The organism is Burkholderia sp. SR8 (assembly GCF_052851275.1).
Window position 1 is genome coordinate 80917 of record NZ_JAULUC010000005.1, and the last position, 15835, is coordinate 96751.

13 protein-coding genes are annotated in these 15835 nt (G+C 69.0%); 7 read left to right on the plus strand and 6 right to left on the minus strand.

Annotated elements, in window-relative coordinates:
• Positions 1-262: 262 nt before the first annotated feature.
• The 5 genes from Q3A80_RS07860 (at position 263) to Q3A80_RS07880 (ending at position 6089) form a co-directional block, all read left to right on the plus strand.
• Positions 263-1249, plus strand: a complete 987-nt coding sequence (locus Q3A80_RS07860) for a LysR family transcriptional regulator (RefSeq protein ID WP_446328512.1) — start codon at positions 263-265, stop codon at positions 1247-1249.
• A 30-nt stretch (positions 1250-1279) separates the two neighbouring features.
• Positions 1280-2278, plus strand: a complete 999-nt coding sequence (locus tag Q3A80_RS07865; RefSeq protein ID WP_446328513.1) for a 2-hydroxyacid dehydrogenase — start codon at positions 1280-1282, stop codon at positions 2276-2278.
• A 141-nt stretch (positions 2279-2419) separates the two neighbouring features.
• Positions 2420-3184 (plus strand): 5,6-dimethylbenzimidazole synthase, encoded by a 765-nt coding sequence (gene bluB, locus Q3A80_RS07870; protein WP_446328514.1) that lies wholly within the window; start codon positions 2420-2422, stop codon positions 3182-3184.
• Positions 3185-3651: 467 nt separating this feature from the next.
• Positions 3652-4821 carry an MFS transporter gene (locus tag Q3A80_RS07875; RefSeq protein ID WP_446328515.1) on the plus strand — a complete coding sequence of 390 codons (1170 nt, stop codon included), beginning with the start codon at positions 3652-3654 and terminating at the stop codon, positions 4819-4821.
• A gap of 107 nt (positions 4822-4928) precedes the next feature.
• Entirely contained in the window at positions 4929-6089 is a 1161-nt protein-coding gene (locus Q3A80_RS07880) for an MFS transporter (protein WP_446328516.1), read from the plus strand.
• A gap of 311 nt (positions 6090-6400) precedes the next feature.
• On the opposite strand, the gene fahA is transcribed toward Q3A80_RS07880, so the two are convergent.
• Genes fahA through Q3A80_RS07905 form a run of 5 tightly spaced genes read right to left on the minus strand, consistent with a single transcriptional unit; the run spans position 6401 to position 12344 of the window.
• The gene (fahA, locus tag Q3A80_RS07885) at positions 6401-7705 is read right to left on the minus strand and encodes a fumarylacetoacetase (protein WP_446328517.1); all 1305 of its coding nucleotides are present in this window, start codon (positions 7703-7705) and stop codon (positions 6401-6403) included.
• A complete protein-coding gene (gene hmgA, locus Q3A80_RS07890) occupies positions 7702-9036 on the minus strand; it encodes a homogentisate 1,2-dioxygenase (RefSeq protein ID WP_446328518.1) in 1335 nt (444 codons plus the stop codon). Before hmgA ends, fahA begins: the two co-directional genes overlap by 4 nt.
• A 15-nt stretch (positions 9037-9051) precedes the next feature.
• Complete coding sequence (locus Q3A80_RS07895; protein WP_446328519.1) at positions 9052-10413, minus strand: MFS transporter; 1362 nt, start codon at positions 10411-10413, stop codon at positions 9052-9054.
• Positions 10410-10640: a DUF2783 domain-containing protein gene (locus tag Q3A80_RS07900; RefSeq protein ID WP_014897947.1), complete on the minus strand. Its 231-nt coding sequence runs from the start codon at positions 10638-10640 to the stop codon at positions 10410-10412. The genes Q3A80_RS07895 and Q3A80_RS07900 overlap by 4 nt, the downstream gene beginning before the upstream one ends.
• A gap of 27 nt (positions 10641-10667) precedes the next feature.
• Positions 10668-12344 carry an FAD-dependent oxidoreductase gene (locus Q3A80_RS07905; RefSeq protein WP_446328520.1) on the minus strand — a complete coding sequence of 559 codons (1677 nt, stop codon included), beginning with the start codon at positions 12342-12344 and terminating at the stop codon, positions 10668-10670.
• Between the two features lie 380 nt (positions 12345-12724).
• On the opposite strand from Q3A80_RS07905, the gene Q3A80_RS07910 reads away from it, so the two are divergent.
• On the plus strand, positions 12725-13528 hold the full coding sequence (locus Q3A80_RS07910; RefSeq protein ID WP_446328521.1) for an EAL domain-containing protein: 804 nt from the start codon (positions 12725-12727) through the stop codon (positions 13526-13528).
• An 81-nt stretch (positions 13529-13609) separates the two neighbouring features.
• On the opposite strand, the gene Q3A80_RS07915 is transcribed toward Q3A80_RS07910, so the two are convergent.
• Entirely contained in the window at positions 13610-14401 is a 792-nt protein-coding gene (locus tag Q3A80_RS07915) for an IclR family transcriptional regulator (protein WP_446328522.1), read from the minus strand.
• 116 nt (positions 14402-14517) lie between these two features.
• On the opposite strand from Q3A80_RS07915, the gene Q3A80_RS07920 reads away from it, so the two are divergent.
• Entirely contained in the window at positions 14518-15705 is a 1188-nt protein-coding gene (locus Q3A80_RS07920; protein WP_446328523.1) for an acyl-CoA dehydrogenase, read from the plus strand.
• The last annotated feature ends 130 nt before the right edge of the window (positions 15706-15835 follow it).

Consider the following 15835-nt stretch of genomic DNA (forward strand, 5'->3'; position numbering starts at 1 on the left):
CATGACTTCAATGCAACGACGGCAATCCCCGGCGCCGCCCGCGCCATCGATACGTTAAAGCGATACCCGCGATTTCGATTTTACGCAACCCGCCCCTTTTCTCAGGTTGACGGATAACGCTTTCGTAATGAACAATCGTCTGCAGAATCGAAAACCGATTTTTCGATACGAACGAGAACCGGGTGTCACACGCCGGTTTTCCCGGTCGGGCGACGAAAGATCACGATCATAATCATTCAACCGGGCCAGAAATCCGCGAGCCATGAACCAGATTCAGACCATGCGTGTGTTCGTCTGCGTCGCCGAGCAGCAGAGCTTCCGGCGCGCGGCGCACCATCTAGGCGTATCCAATGCGCTCGTCACGCGCTCGATCGCGATGCTCGAGTCTCACCTGAACACGCGGCTGATCCACCGCACGACGCGCAACCTGTCGCTGACGGAGGCCGGCCTGCGCTACCTCGACGGCTGCCGCGCGCTGCTCGAGGAATTCGATCACCTCGAGGCATCCGTCGCGCACGCAGTGCGCGAGCCGGCCGGCACGCTGCGGGTCGTCGCGTCGGGCCTGCTGTCGCCGCTCGCGCTGACGCCGCTCGTCAGCGGGTTCCGGCACCGCTACCCCGAGTTGCGCGTGCAGCTCACGGTCGCCGAAGGGCCGCTCGACGTGCTCGATTCGGGCTACGACGTCGGCATCGTCACCGGCAATCGGCTCGACGGCAACCCGACGCTGATCGGCCATGCATTGGCGCCGAACCCGTTCGTCGCGTGCGCGGCGCCCGCGTATCTCGAACGGCGCGGCGAGCCGCGCGCGCCGGACGACCTGCCCGGCCACGACTGGGTCGCGCTCGCGCCGCATCAGCATGCGCCGGCATGGCGGCTCGTCGGCCACGACGGCGTCGCGCATTCGATCACCGTGCGCCCGACCTGCACGGTCAACCAGCTCGCGCTCGTGCACGCGGCGGCCGTCGCCGGGTCCGGCATCGCGGTGCTGCCCGAGCCGTGCGTCGCCGACGCGCTCGCCGCCGGCACGCTCGTGCGGCTGCTGCCCGGCTTCCGGATCGACGACCCGGACGCGCAGCTGTCGCTCGTCTACCCGAACCGCCAGTACGTGCCGGCCCGCACGCGCAGCTTCGTCGAGCACGCGCTCGAGCATTTCGGCGTGCAGGCGGCGCGCGAGCGAACCGGTTACGGCTTCCTGCGCACGCCCGATCGCGTCGATATCGTCACGGGGCGGCAGACGGGCCTGCAGTAAACTGCACGCGACAGCCATCGGAGGTGCAGCGTGCGCGTGATCCTGTTCAGCAGCCGGCAGTACGACGACGAATCGTTTACCGCCGCGAATCGGCAGTTCGGCTATCGGCTGCACTTCCAGCCGTCGCATCTCGACGCGGAAACCGCGATCCTCGCGCACGGCTATGACGTCGTGTGCCCGTTCGTCAACGACACCGTCGACGCGACCGTGCTCGAACGGCTCGCCGACGGCGGCACGCGGCTGATCGCGCTGCGCTCGGCCGGCTTCAACCATGTCGATCTGGCGGCCGCCGAGCGGCTCGGCATCGCGGTCGTGCGCGTGCCCGCCTATTCGCCGCACGCGGTCGCCGAGCACGCGGTCGCGCTGATCCTCGCGCTCAACCGCCGGCTGCCGCGCGCCGTTGCGCGCACCCGCGAAGGCGACTTCTCGCTGAACGGCCTGCTCGGCTTCGACCTGCACGGCAAGACGGTCGGCGTGATCGGCACCGGGCTGATCGGCCGCGTGTTCGCGAAGATCATGATGGGCTTCGGGATGCACGTGCTCGCGCATTCGATGCCGCCTTACGACGAAGAACTGATCGCGTTCGGCGCGCGCTACGTCGAACTCGACGAGCTGCTGCACCGCGCCGACATCGTCAGCCTGCACTGCCCGCTGCTGCCGTCCACCCACCATCTGATCAATGCGCGGACGCTCGCGCGGATGAAGCACGGCGCGATGCTGATCAATACCGGGCGCGGCGGCCTCGTCGACGCGCAGGCGCTGGTCGACGCGCTCAAGAGCGGCCAGCTCGGCCATCTCGGGCTCGACGTGTACGAAGAGGAAAGCGGCCTCTTCTTCGAGGATCATTCCGACCTGCCGCTGCAGGACGACGTGCTCGCGCGCCTGCTGACGTTCCCGAACGTGATCGTCACGTCGCACCAGGCGTTCTTCACGCGCGAGGCGCTCGCCGAGATCGCGCACACGACGCTGCTGAACATCGACGCGTGGCACGCCGGCACGCCGGTCAACGTCGTCACGACGGGACGCTGAGCGACGGCGTCCGGTGCGGCGTCGGGCCGGCGGTTCGCGCCCTCGTTCGTCAACGATTCGTCATTTTGTTTCGACAGATGTAACGCCGCCCGCGCATCGTCTGCTATCGTTGCGCCGACCTCCCCCTGCTTCCTGCCGCTCATGCGTTTCGACGACTCCGCCATTGCCGCGGTCTACCGCGCGATTTTCGAACGGCGCGACATGCGCCACTTCACGCCGGCGCCCGTCGATCCGGCCACGCTCGCGCGGCTGCTGCGCGCGGCGCACCACGCGCCGAGCGTCGGCTTCATGCAGCCGTGGCGCTTCATCCGCATCACCGATCCCGCGCTGCGCACCGCGATCCATGCGCTGGTCGAGGCCGAACGCCGCGCGACCGCCGATGCGCTCGGCGAACGGCAGGACGAATTCATGCGGCTGAAGGTCGAAGGCGTGCGCGAATGCGGCGAACTGCTGGTCGTCGCGCTGACCGACGATCGCGAGCGCCACGTGTTCGGCCGCCGCACGCTGCCGGAGATGGACCTCGCGTCCGCGGCCTGCGCGATCCAGAACATGTGGCTCGCCGCGCGCGCGGAAGGGCTCGGGATGGGCTGGGTGTCGCTGTTCGACGTCGATGCGCTGCGCACGCTGCTCGGCATGCCGGCCGGCGCAAAACCGATCGCCGTGCTGTGCGTCGGGCATGTCGACGCGTTCTATGCGAAGCCGATGCTCGAGGAGGAGCGCTGGGCGGCACGCATGCCGATCGAGGCGTGCCTGTTCGAAAACGGCTGGGACGCGCCGGCGACCGCTGCAGCCGATCGCGCCGCGGCCTGCGTCGGTGCTGCCGGCGACTCGTCGCCCTCGCCGGCGATCGCTGCACCGGACGAAGACGCCGACCGGCCGCCGGTCGAAACGCTTCGCGGGCGCTGACCGGGCGCCCGTCGGCGCCTCGTCGCCGTCGCCTGCGATTCGCTGCACCGGGCGAAGGCGCCGACCGCACGCCGGTCGAAACGCTTCCCGGGCGCTGATCAGACGCCGCGCCGGCGCCTCGCGGCGCTCGCCGGCGATCGCTGCGCCGGACGAAGGCGCCGATCCGCGCGCCCGCCGAAACGCGCGCGGCCGCTGGCCGGACGAGCCGCCCCGCGAAACGCCGATTTCGGCAGCTTCGTTCCGGCCCACCATTTCGCCGAGCGCCGCCGACACGCCCCGGACACCCGCGAAATCCCACACTGTGGCGCATTGACCGCACCGCTTCGTCGCACGCCGGCAACATCCATTCCGGCCCCAAGCATAGGGGTTTTCACTGAAGTAGAATCGCGGCTGACGCCTCTCCGCCCTGCCCGTGCCGCGCATCCCGCGCCGGCCTCCGGCCGCGGCCTTTTCCGTAGCCCACCGCGATGCCCTTGCCTCTTTTCGCCCTTGCCGTCGCCGCATTTGGAATCGGTACCACCGAGTTCGTGATCATGGGGCTGCTGCCCAACGTCGCGCGCGACCTCGGCGTGTCGATCCCGGCCGCCGGCATGCTCGTGTCGGGCTATGCGCTCGGCGTGACGATCGGCGCGCCGATCCTCGCCATCGTCACCGCGAAGATGCCGCGCAAGCGCGCGCTGATGGGCCTGATCGGCCTGTTCATCGCCGGCAACCTGTTCTGCGCGATCGCGCCCGGCTATGCGGTGCTGATGGCGGCGCGCGTCGTCACCGCGTTCTGCCACGGCGCGTTCTTCGGGATCGGCTCGGTCGTCGCGAGCAACCTCGTCGCGCCGAACCGCCGCGCACAGGCGATCGCGCTGATGTTCACCGGCCTCACGCTCGCGAACGTGCTCGGCGTGCCGCTCGGCACCGCGCTCGGCCAGGCGTACGGCTGGCGCGCGACGTTCTGGGCCGTGACCGGCATCGGCATCGCCGCGGCCGCCGCGCTCGCGGTGTGCCTGCCGAAGCATCTCGCGATGCCCGACACCAGCATCACGCGCGAATTCGGCGTGCTGAAGCACCCGCAGGTGCTGATGGTGCTCGGCATCAGCGTGCTCGCCTCTGCAAGCCTGTTCAGCGTGTTCACGTACATCACGCCGATCCTCGAGGAGGTGACGGGCTTCTCGCCGCGCCAGGTCACCTACGTGTTGCTGCTGTTCGGCCTCGGCCTGACCGTCGGCGGCACGCTCGGCGGCAGGCTCGCCGACTGGCGCCGGATGCCGTCGCTGATCGCGACGCTCGCGCTGATCGGCGTCGTCCTCGCGCTGTTCGCCGCCACGATGCACGTGCCGTTCGCGGCGCTCGCGACGATCTTCGGGTGGGGCATCCTCGCGTTCGCGATCGTGCCGCCGCTGCAGATCCTGATCGTCGATCGCGCGAGCGACGCGCCGAACCTCGCGTCGACGCTGAACCAGGGCGCCTTCAACCTCGGCAACGCGACGGGCGCGTGGCTCGGCGGGATGGCGATCGGCTCCGGCGTGTCGCTCGTGAACCTGCCGTGGGTCGGCGTCGCGATGGCCGCAGCGGCGCTCGCGCTCACGCTGTGGTCGGCGTCGCTCGAACGCCGCCCGGTGAACGTGCCGACCGAATGCGCGTGACGCGCGGCGGCGCGGCCGTGCGTGGCGAACTCGTTGCGCACGCAACCCGATCGGATCCTGACGGCCTTCATGGACCTTTCAATGTCCGCGGTGTAGCATCCCGGCCGATGAAAGCCATTCTCAATCGTGATTTCCTCGCGCTGATCCTGAGCGTCGCGGTGGTCGGCCTCGGCACCGGCGCGACGATGCCGCTCACGGCGCTCGCATTGACCGAAGCCGGACACGGCACCAACGTCGTCGGCATGCTGACCGCCGCGCAGGCCGGCGGCGGTCTTGCGATCGTCCCGTTCGTCACCGCGCTCGCGCGGCGCATCGGCGCACGCCGCGCGATCGTCGTGTCGGTCGTGCTGCTCGCCGCGGCCACCGCGCTGATGCAGTTCACGTCGAATCTCGTCGTATGGGCCGTGCTGCGCGTGCTGTGCGGCGCGGCGCTGATGCTGCTGTTCACGATCGGCGAGGCATGGGTCAACCAGCTCGCCGACGATTCGACGCGCGGCCGCGTGGTCGCGATCTACGCGACCAATTTCACGCTGTTCCAGATGGCGGGACCGGTGCTCGTCAGCCAGATCGCGGGGGCGGCGAGCATCCGCTTCGCGCTGTGCGGCGCGCTGTTCCTGCTCGCGCTGCCGACGCTCGCGACGATCCGGCGCGCACCGCTCGCCGGCGACGACGCGCATCACGCCGCGCACGACAGCTGGCTCGCCGTGCTGCCGCGCATGCCCGCGCTGATCATCGGCACCGGCTTCTTCGCGCTGTTCGACACGCTCGCGCTGTCGCTGCTGCCGCTCTACGCGATGGATCACGGCGTCGCGAGCGCGACCGCCGTGCTGCTCGCGTCGATCATGCTGTTCGGCGATACCGCGATGCAGTTTCCGATCGGCTGGCTCGCGGACAGGCTCGGCCGCGAACGCGTACACCTCGGCGCCGGCTGGATCGTGCTCGCGGGCCTGCCGCTGCTGCCCTTCGTGATCGCGAATCCGTGGCTGTGCTGGCCGTTGCTGTTCGTGCTCGGCGCGGCGGCCGGCAGCATCTACACGCTGTCGCTCGTCGCGTGCGGCGAACGCTTTCGCGGCGCGGCGCTCGTCACCGCGAGCTCGCTCGTGTCCGCGTCGTGGAGCGCCGCGAGCTTCGGCGGGCCGCTGGTTGCCGGCGCGTTGATGGAGCAACTGGGCAGCAACGCGCTGGTCGGCGTGCTGATCGTCTGCGTCGCCGCGTTCGTCGCGGCCGCGCTGTGGGAACGACGCGCGGCGGTGCAGCGCGCGGTCTGACGCAGATCGGTGTGGGGGCTGGGGCTGATGCTGCAGCCGCGGTTGGCATCGGCATCGGCTTCGGCTTCGGCTTCGGCTTCGGCTTCGGCTTCGGCTTCGGCTTCGGCTTCGGCTTCGGCTTCGGCTTCGGCTTCGGCTTCGGCTTCGGCTTCGGCTTCGGCTTTCAGCATCGTGCACCCATACGCGCCGACATGCGCCGATACCCATCGGCCCGCACGCAGCCGTCGGCCGCTGAAGAAAAACGGCCCGCGAATGCGGGCCGCCCTGTTCTTCGCGACTGCGCGCGACGCACCGCGTCGCGCCGCCAACCGCTACGCGCCGCGCGCCGGCAGGATCTTCCCCGCACACGTGCCGAAGCCGACGCGATAGCCGTCGCCCTGGCACCAGCCCGCGAGCGTGAGCTCGTCGCCGTCCTCGACGAACGTACGGCTGCCGCCGCCGTTCAGCGCGAGCGGCTCCTTGCCGTTCCACGTCAGTTCGAGCAGGCTGCCGAACGAATCCTTCGTCGGCCCGCTGATCGTGCCCGAACCCATCAGGTCGCCGACGCGCGTGTTGCAGCCGGCGACCGTGTGATGCGCGAGCTGCTGCGCCATCGTCCAGTACATGTGCTTGAAGTTCGTGCGGCAGATCGACGTCGGCTCCGCTGCGCCTTCCGCCCGCAGCGTCACTTCCAGCGCGATGTCGAACGCGTGCTGGCCCGCGTGCCGCAGATACGCGAGCGGCTGCGGCGACTGCTCGGGCTGCGCGACGCGGAACGGTTCGAGCGCGTCGAGCGTGACGATCCACGGCGAGATCGTCGTCGCGAAGCCCTTCGAGTTGAACGGCCCGAGCGGCACGTATTCCCACTGCTGGATGTCGCGCGCGCTCCAGTCGTTCAGCAGCACCATCCCGAAGATATGCGCTTCCGCGTCCTCGCACGCGATCGGCTCGCCGAGCGCGTTGCCTCGGCCGACGATGAAGCCCGTCTCCAGTTCGATGTCGAGCTTGCGGCACGCGCCGAACACCGGGCGCTCCTGGTCGGGCAGCTTCAGCTGGCCGCTCGGACGCCGCACCGGCGTGCCGCTCACGACCACCGACGACGCGCGGCCGTTGTAGCCGATCGGCATCTCCGACCAGTTCGGCAGCAATGCATTCTTCGGATCGCGAAACATCGAGCCGACGTTGGTCGCGTGCTCTTTCGACGAATAGAAATCGGTATAGCCGGGAATGTCGACCGGCAGATGCAGCGTCGCGTCGCGCTGCGCGACGAGCACTTGCGCGCGCAATGCGGCATCGTCGCGCAGCTTCGCGTTGTCGCGCGAGAACAGGTCCGACAGCTGCACGCGCACGCTGCGCCATGCTTCGCGGCCGAGCGCGATGAACGCATTGAGCGTCGCTGCGGCGAACACGTCGGCGCCGGCCGGCAGCGTGACGAGCCCCGCGCGCGCGAGCGCGGCGAGGTCGACGATCTGGTCGCCGAGCGCGACGCCCGCACGGCGCGCCGTCTGCTTCGCATCGCTGAAGATGCCGAACGGCAGGTTCTGGATCGGGAAATCGCAGGCGGGATCGTTCGCCGTGTCGACCCAGCTCTTGCGAGCCGGGTCGAGCGTCGCGCGCCAGTCTTGGGTGTCGCTCATCTTTGCTCCGGATTGAAGTGTTTCTTGATGCCTTGCCAGCATTCGAAGTAGTCGGCCTGCAGCTGCGCGGTGTCGAGCGCATAGCGCGTCGGCCGGATCAGCGTGCGGGTTTCGAACATGAACGCCATCGTCGAGTCGACCTTGTGCGGCTTCGTCGTGTCGCTCGCGGACGCCTTCTCGAACGTGTCCGCGTCGGGCCCGTGGCCCGACATGCAGTTGTGCAGGCTCGCGCCGCCCGGCACGAAGCCCTCGGCCTTCGCGTCGTACGCGCCGTGCACGAGGCCCATGAACTCGCTCGCGACGTTGCGGTGGAACCACGGCGGGCGGAACGTATCCTCGGCCGCGAGCCAGCGCGGCGGGAAGATCACGAAGTCGATCGTGTCGACGCCCGGCGTGTCGCTCGGCGACTGCAGCACGAGGAAGATCGACGGATCGGGATGGTCGAAGCTGATCGAGCCGATCGTGTTGAACAGGCGCAGGTCGTATTTGTACGGCGCGTAGTTGCCGTGCCATGCGACGACGTCGAACGGCGAATGGCCGATGTCCGCGCGCCACAGTCGCCCGTTCAGCTTCGCGACGAGTTCGAACGCGCCTTCGCGATCCTCGTACGCGGCCTGCGGCGTCAGGAAGTCGCGCGGGTTCGCGAGTCCGTTCGAGCCGATCGGGCCGAGGTCCGGCAGGCGCAGCAGCGCGCCGAAGTTCTCGCAGATGTAGCCGCGCGCGTCGCCATCCGGCAGCGCGACCGAAAAACGCACGCCGCGCGGAATCACCGCGATCTCGAACGGCTCGACGTCGACACGGCCGAACTCGGTCGCGATGAAGAGCCGCCCCTGTTGCGGCACGATCAGCAGTTCGCCGTCGGCGCTGTAGAAGAAGCGGTCCTGCATCGAGCGATTCGCCGCGTACAGATGGATCGCGCAGCCGTTCATCGCGGCCGCCGAGCCGTTGCCGGCCATCGTGACCAGCCCTTCGACGAAATCGGTCGGCTCGACCGGCATCGGCAGCGGATCCCAGCGCAGCTGGTTCGGCGGCGTCGGCGGCACGTCGGCCGAGTCGCCGAATTCGGCCACGAGACGCTGCGGCCCCGTGAACGGCTCGAACGGCCGATGCACGGCCGCCGGCCGGATCCGGTACAGCCACGAGCGGCGGTTGTGCGCGCGCGGCGCGGTAAACGCGGTGCCCGACAACTGTTCCGCATACAGGCCGTACGGCGCGCGCTGCGGCGAATTGCGGCCGTGCGGCAGCGCGCCGGGCAGCGCCTCGGTCGCGAATTCGTTCGCGAATCCGCTCAGGTAGCCGGCGGTTGCCGGTTTCGACAGGTCAAGCGTCATCGTTTCCTTTCTCCATCAATTCAGGGCGGCGTTCGGCGCCTGCGCGCCGCTGCGCCGCGTGACACCGGCCAGGCCCAGCACGAACAGCGCCGAGCACAGCACGGGCACCGCGGCCGCGTGGAACAGCGCGCCGTTGGTCCAGTTCAGTGCAATCAGTTGTCCGCCGACGAGCGGCCCGAGCACGGAGCCGATCCGGCCGATGCCGAGGCTCCAGCCGATGCCGGTCGAGCGCAGCGACGTCGGGTAATACTGGCCGGCGAGCGCGTTCACGGCCGGCTGGCCGCCGACCACGCAGAAACCGCCGGCGAACACGACGAGCAGCAGCCACGGCAGCGCATGCGCGACCGAGCCGATCAAGCCGACCGACACAGCCGCGCACGCGAAGCACGCGAACAGCACGCGCACGAAGCCGTAGCGTTCGATGAACCAGCCGAGCGACAGCGTGCCGATCACGCCGCCCGTCTGCAGCACCGTGCCGACGATCACGGCCGTACCCGGCGAATAGCCCGCGTCGCGCATCACGGTCGGCAGCCAGTTCGACAGGAAGTACAGGTCGATCAGGTTCATGAAGCTGATGGCCCACAGCAGCAGCGTGACCGGCAGGCGGCCACCGCGGAACAGCTCGGCGACCGGCGCGCCGCTCGTCGCGCGCTCGCGCACCGCAAGCCGCGTGTTCGCGTCGATACCGGCCTGCGGCGCGAAGCGCGCGAGCCAGTCGCGCGCCTGCGCGTCGCGGCCTTTCAGCACCAGGAACTGCAGCGACTCGGGCAGCCGCGCGATCATCGCGATCGTCAGCACGAGCGGCACCGCGCCGCCGACGAAGAACACCGAGCGCCAGCCGAGCGCCGGAATCAGCGCGGCGCTGATGAAGCCGCCGATCGCCGCGCCGAGCGTGAAGCCGCACGACACGATCATCATCCGCTTCACGCGATGCGCGGCCGGGCTGAACTCGCCGACCAGCGCCATCGCGTTCGGCATGATGCAGCCGAGGCCGAGGCCCGTGACGAAGCGCAGCGCCATCAGCACCGGGATCGAATCCGCGAACGGCGTCGCGAGCATCGTCACCGCGAAGAACAGCGTCGAGCCGATCAGCACCGGGCGCCGCCCGATCCGGTCGGCGAGCACCGACAACCCGAGCGCGCCGAGCAGCATCCCGAACAGGCTCGCGCTGAACACGGGCCCGAGCGCCTGCTTCGGCACGCCCCATTCGGCGATCACGCTCGGTGCGACATAGCCCATCGCCTGCGCGTCGAAGCCGTCGATCACGAGGCACAGCCCGCACAGGATCAGCAGCATCCAGTGAAAGCCCGGGCGATGGGTCTCGTCGATCACGCGCTCGACTTCGAGCACGCGCGTCGCGGCCGGCGCCGCGCTCATTGCGCCACCTCGGCGGCCGGATGCACGGGCGGCGTCACGCCCTGGCGCGCGAGCGCCATCGCTTCGCGCAGCACGTCGGCGTCGCCGATCTGGTTGGCGAGCAGCAGGATCAGCTTCGCGTTGACGAGCTGGCTGTCGGCGTCCGACAGGTCGCGATGCATGTCGATCAGCGCTTCGTAGAACGCGTCCGGATCAGCGAGGCGCGGACGGGTGTCGAGTCGGGGCATGACGGTGTCTCCGGTGTCGTTATGGTTTCAGCGTGCGCAGCTCGCGCGCGCCAGTGCGTCGGCGATCGCCTGACGCTCGAGCGTGCGCATCCGCGCGCACACGTGCTGGTCGGGGCGCAGCAGGTAGAACGTGCCCGGCTGCGCGTCGTAGCGTTGCGCGGCGAAGCCGTCGACGTCCTCCACGACGTCGACGCCAGCCACCGGCCGCGCATGCCCGGCCGGCACGACGAGCACGGCACGCACCGGCAGCGCGAGGCCGTCGAGTGCCTGCGCGAGGGCCGCGGCGTCGCCCGGCAGCCCGAACAGCACGCCCGCGAAGCCGCCGCCGAGATGCTTCAGCAGCCAGCCGGACGTACCGTGCGCGCGCACCGGCGCATCGGCCGCCGCCGCGCCCGGGCGCATCGCGCATGCAAACGTGTCGCCGTTGCGGTCCGGCGTGTTCAGCGGCGAATCGGCCAGCACGGCCGGCACCGACAGGCGGCCGCTGTTCACGAGCTTGCACGCGAACTCGCAGTCGCGGGCGAGCTTCAGCGTCGCGTCGCGGAACACGCGCGACACCGCGCTCTTCGGCGTGATGAAGTCGGTCGAGCGCGTCGAATTGCGGATGTTCTCGTCCGCCGCGAATTCGCGCTCGCTCGCATAGGTATCGAGCAGGCGGTCGTGCGCGCGGCCGTCGAGCACCAGCTTCAGCTTCCACGCGAGATTGTCCGCGTCCTGCACACCGCTGTTCGCGCCGCGCGCGCCGAACGGCGACACGCCGTGCGCCGAATCGCCGGCGAACAGCACGCGGCCGTGCCGGAACGTATCCATCCGCTGGCAGCGGAACGTATAGACGCTCACCCATTCGAGCTCGAACTCGACGTCCGCGCCGAGCAGCGCGCGCACGCGCGGGATCACGCGCTCCGGCTGCTTCTCCGCGACCGGATCGGCGTCCCAGCCGAGCTGGAAGTCGATGCGCCACACGTTGTCGGGCTGGCGATGCAGCAGCACCGACTGGTTGCGGTGGAACGGCGGATCGAACCAGAACCAGCGCTCCGTCGGGAATTCCGCCTTCATCTTCACGTCGGCGATCAGGAAGCGGTCCTTGAACGTGCGGCCGCGGCTCTCGAGACCCATCGCCGCGCGCATCGGGCTGCGCGAGCCGTCGGCCGCGATCACGTATTGCGCGCGCAGTGTCTCGATGCCCTCCGGCGTCTCGACGGTCAGCGCCGCGTGGTCGGCCGACTGCGCGACGCCCGTCACCTTGTGCTTCCAGCGGATGTCGATATTCGGCAGCTCGAACGCGCGCTCGGCCAGATAGCCTTCGACGTAGTACTGCTGCAGGTTGATGAACGCAGGCCGTGCATGCCCTTCCTCGGGCAGCAGGTCGAACGCGTACAGCTGTTCGTCCTGCAGGAACACCTTGCCGACGTGCCAGCTCACGCCCTTGTCGACGAAGCGCTCGCCGCAACCGAGCCGGTCGAAGATCTCGAGCGTGCGCTTCGCGAAGCAGATCGCGCGCGAGCCCGTCGACAGCGTGTCGTCGTCGTCGAGCAGCACGACCGGCACGCCCTGCTGCGCGAGGTCGATCGCGGCCGCCAGGCCCACCGGGCCCGCGCCGACGACGATCACCGGATGAATCGCCGCGTCATCGCCGGCGGCCCGCGCCGCGCGCGGACGGTACTCGAACTTCAGCGTCTGGTAATCGATGCTCATGGTCGCCATTCGCTCCTCAGCCCTGCCGCGCACGCGCCGCTGCGCGCCGCGTCGTTCCGCTCGCGTCCATTGCCCGCCGCTGCCGCGGCCCGCGCTCTTCCGCCCACTTCCTGTCAACCGCCACGTCTCGCTCCTTTGCTTCCTGTTGATTCGATTCGGAAAACGGCGCCGTGCCTGGCGCCCGAACGCCGCTTTTCCTGATCGGCGACCAATCGCTGGATTTACGAATAGTAAAACCAATTACGAATAGTGAAATCAACGTAAACCCTAGCCATCGCTGCGGGGACGGGATAACCATATGAGTGAAACGCCAAGCCGACTCTGGCGCGCGCTGCTAATATCGATACGTGAGGCGGCCCTTTCGGCCGCCATTTTTCCTTTCGACGCCGATGATTCCGCCCAACATTCCCGAGCTGGTCGCCCGTGCCGGGCAACTACCGTATCTGCGGGAACACCTCGCGCTTGCCGAAGGCGGCACCGCGTGCGCGAATCTGCCGGAGCGCACGCTCGCGAGCGCGTATGAACCGATCTACGACGTGACGATGCCCGGCGCGCCGCAGTCGACGTCGTTCGCCGATGCGATCGAGCGCTACGGCGACGAACTCGGCTTCCAGGCCGTCACGCTGGTCACGGGCGCGCAGCACGACCCGGTCGACTCGGCGGTCGACGACCAGACGCTCGTCGCGATCGACCGGTTGTCGCGCGCGCTGCACGCGATCAACTTCTTCGGCGCGCAACGTCACGGGCTGCTGTTCCTGCGGGTGCACGAGCGGCTGCTCAAGAGCGTGAAATACGACCACGGCAAGCATTTCTCGTCGGTGCTGCAGCGCTTCGGGCTGCCGACCGAGCGGATCGTGATCGAGCTGCCGGCCGTCGCGGTCGCGCACAAGACCTTCCTCGGCTACCTGACGCGCAGCTACCAGCATCACGGCTTCAAGGTCGCGGACAAGCTGCCCGACCCGGGCCGGATCCTCGCGGTCGAATCGGAGATGGCGCGGCCCGACTACATCAAGATGGATGCGGGCATCGCGCTGCGCGACGGGATGGTGAAGGCGCTGGTCGCGTATGCGCAGCGCGTGCGGATTCCGCTGATCTTCGACGGCGTCGTCGACGAGACGCAGTGCGAGCTGCTGCGCCAGCACGACGTGCGATTCATGCAGGGGCCGGTGTTCGCGAAGGTCGTCACGGCGTGACGTCCGGCCTGGCAGCCGGTTCGCGGCAGTGGTTCGGCGCACGCCGGGAACGCCGCGCCGGATCGGCTCGCGACGGCCGCGTCAGACGGTCTGCCCGAGCCGCTGTGCGAGCGCCTTCAGTTTCGGGCCGACCTGCGTGCGGAACACGTCTTCGTCCATCGACGACGCGGGGCCGCTGCAACTCAGGATCAGCCAGCGCCCCTCGCGCGGCTCGCGAAACGGCACGGCCGCCGCGTTCACGTCCATGTGCCACGCGCGGAACGAATAGCAGCATCCGCCATCCGAAAACTCGCTGACCGCCTGCTGCGCGGCCGCGACGAGCGCATCCGCGTCTGCCGCGCCGCCGGCCGCCCGGTGCAGGTCCGCATACAGCGCGCGGCGCACGTCCTCCGGCTGCACGGCCAGGTACGCGCGCCCCATCGAACTCGTCAGCATCGACAGCCGCGAGCCGGGCGCGAGCCCGAGCGTCAGCGCGGTTTCGCTGCGGATCGTTTCGAGATAGATCATGTCGAGCCCGTCGCGGCAGCCGAGCGACACGGCCGCGCCGATCTCGCGCGCGAGCGCCTGCATGTGCGGCCGCGCGAGATCGAGCGTGCCCGAGCCGGACAGCAGCGCGTAGCCGAGCGACAGCACGCCGGCGTCGAGCGCATACTTTCCGAGCGTCTCGTCGTAGCGCAGATAGCCGAGCACGGTCAGCGTATACGCGAGCCGGTTCACCGTCGCCTTGGGCAGCCCCGTGCGCTCCGCGAAGTCGCGATTGCCGAGCATCGTCTCGCCGGGCCGGAATGCACGCAGCAAGTCGAGCCCGCGCGCGAGCGCAACGACGAACTTGCGCTCGTCGATCATGGTTTCGTCGATGGTTGAAAGCGTCATCTGATGCTACACTGGGTTCGATTTGCAAAACATTGTTCCGCAGAGCGGAACTCCCGTCAAGCGAACTTTCAGCATGAAGCCCGACGCGACGCGTCCAGGGGACAGGAGATGACACGATGAGCGCTGCAACTTTTCATTGGGACGATCCGCTGCTGCTCGACCAGCAACTGACCGAAGAAGAGCGGATGGTGCGCGATGCCGCGCATGCATACGCGCAGGACAAGCTCGCGCCGCGCGTCACCGAAGCGTTCCGCCATGAACGCACCGACGCCGCGATCTTCCGCGAGATGGGCGAAGTCGGCCTGCTCGGCCCGACGATTCCGGAGGAATACGGCGGCCCCGGCCTCAATTACGTGAGCTACGGGCTGATCGCACGCGAAGTCGAGCGCGTCGATTCCGGCTACCGCTCGATGATGTCGGTGCAGTCGTCGCTCGTGATGGTGCCCATCCACGAATTCGGCTCGGACGCGCAGAAGCAGAAATACCTGCCGAAGCTCGCGAGCGGCGAATGGATCGGCTGCTTCGGGCTGACCGAGCCGAACCACGGCTCCGATCCGGGCAGCATGGTCACGCGCGCGAAGAAGGTGCCGGGCGGCTATTCGCTGTCCGGCGCGAAGATGTGGATCACCAACTCGCCGATCGCCGACGTGTTCGTCGTGTGGGCGAAGCTCGAGGAAAACGGCAAGGACGCGATCCGCGGCTTCATCCTCGAGAAGGGCTGGAAGGGGCTGTCGGCGCCCGCGATCCACGGCAAGGTCGGGCTGCGCGCGTCGATCACCGGCGAGATCGTGCTCGACGAAGCGTTCGTGCCGGAAGAAAACCTGATGCCGAACGTGAGCGGCCTGCGCGGGCCGTTCACGTGCCTGAACTCGGCGCGCTACGGGATCGCGTGGGGCGCGCTCGGCGCGGCCGAATCGTGCTGGCACACCGCGCGCCAGTACGTGCTCGATCGCAAGCAGTTCGGCCGGCCGCTCGCCGCGAACCAGCTGATCCAGAAGAAGCTCGCCGACATGCAGACCGAAATCACGCTCGGCCTGCAGGGCGTGCTGCGGCTCGGCCGGATGAAGGACGAAGGCACGGCGGCCGTCGAGATCACGTCGATCATGAAGCGCAACTCGTGCGGCAAGGCGCTCGACATCGCGCGGCTCGCGCGCGACATGCTCGGCGGCAACGGCATCTCGGACGAATTCGGCGTCGCGCGCCACCTCGTGAACCTCGAAGTGGTCAATACGTATGAAGGCACGCACGACATCCACGCGCTGATCCTCGGTCGCGCGCAGACGGGCATCCAGGCATTCTTCTGAGCATTCTTGCGCGAACGCGCGGCGCGCGCCCGCGTCGCCTTGCTACCCTCCGACTGAAAAAAAGACACGGCCCGCCCGGCATCGCTGCCGGGCGGGCCGTTTTCATCGGCACCCGCGTTCGTCACGCGCC

Coding starts and splice junctions, on each gene's coding strand:
- Q3A80_RS07860 (WP_446328512.1), top strand. CDS start 263: ATGAACCAGATTCAGACCATGCGTGTGTTCGTCTGCGTCGCCGAGCAG.
- bluB (WP_446328514.1), top strand. CDS start 2,420: ATGCGTTTCGACGACTCCGCCATTGCCGCGGTCTACCGCGCGATTTTC.
- Q3A80_RS07875 (WP_446328515.1), top strand. CDS start 3,652: ATGCCCTTGCCTCTTTTCGCCCTTGCCGTCGCCGCATTTGGAATCGGT.
- Q3A80_RS07880 (WP_446328516.1), top strand. CDS start 4,929: ATGAAAGCCATTCTCAATCGTGATTTCCTCGCGCTGATCCTGAGCGTC.
- fahA (WP_446328517.1), bottom strand. CDS start 7,705: ATGAGCGACACCCAAGACTGGCGCGCGACGCTCGACCCGGCTCGCAAG.
- hmgA (WP_446328518.1), bottom strand. CDS start 9,036: ATGACGCTTGACCTGTCGAAACCGGCAACCGCCGGCTACCTGAGCGGA.
- Q3A80_RS07895 (WP_446328519.1), bottom strand. CDS start 10,413: ATGAGCGCGGCGCCGGCCGCGACGCGCGTGCTCGAAGTCGAGCGCGTG.
- Q3A80_RS07900 (WP_014897947.1), bottom strand. CDS start 10,640: ATGCCCCGACTCGACACCCGTCCGCGCCTCGCTGATCCGGACGCGTTC.
- Q3A80_RS07905 (WP_446328520.1), bottom strand. CDS start 12,344: ATGGCGACCATGAGCATCGATTACCAGACGCTGAAGTTCGAGTACCGT.
- Q3A80_RS07910 (WP_446328521.1), top strand. CDS start 12,725: ATGATTCCGCCCAACATTCCCGAGCTGGTCGCCCGTGCCGGGCAACTA.
- Q3A80_RS07915 (WP_446328522.1), bottom strand. CDS start 14,401: ATGACGCTTTCAACCATCGACGAAACCATGATCGACGAGCGCAAGTTC.
- Q3A80_RS07920 (WP_446328523.1), top strand. CDS start 14,518: ATGAGCGCTGCAACTTTTCATTGGGACGATCCGCTGCTGCTCGACCAG.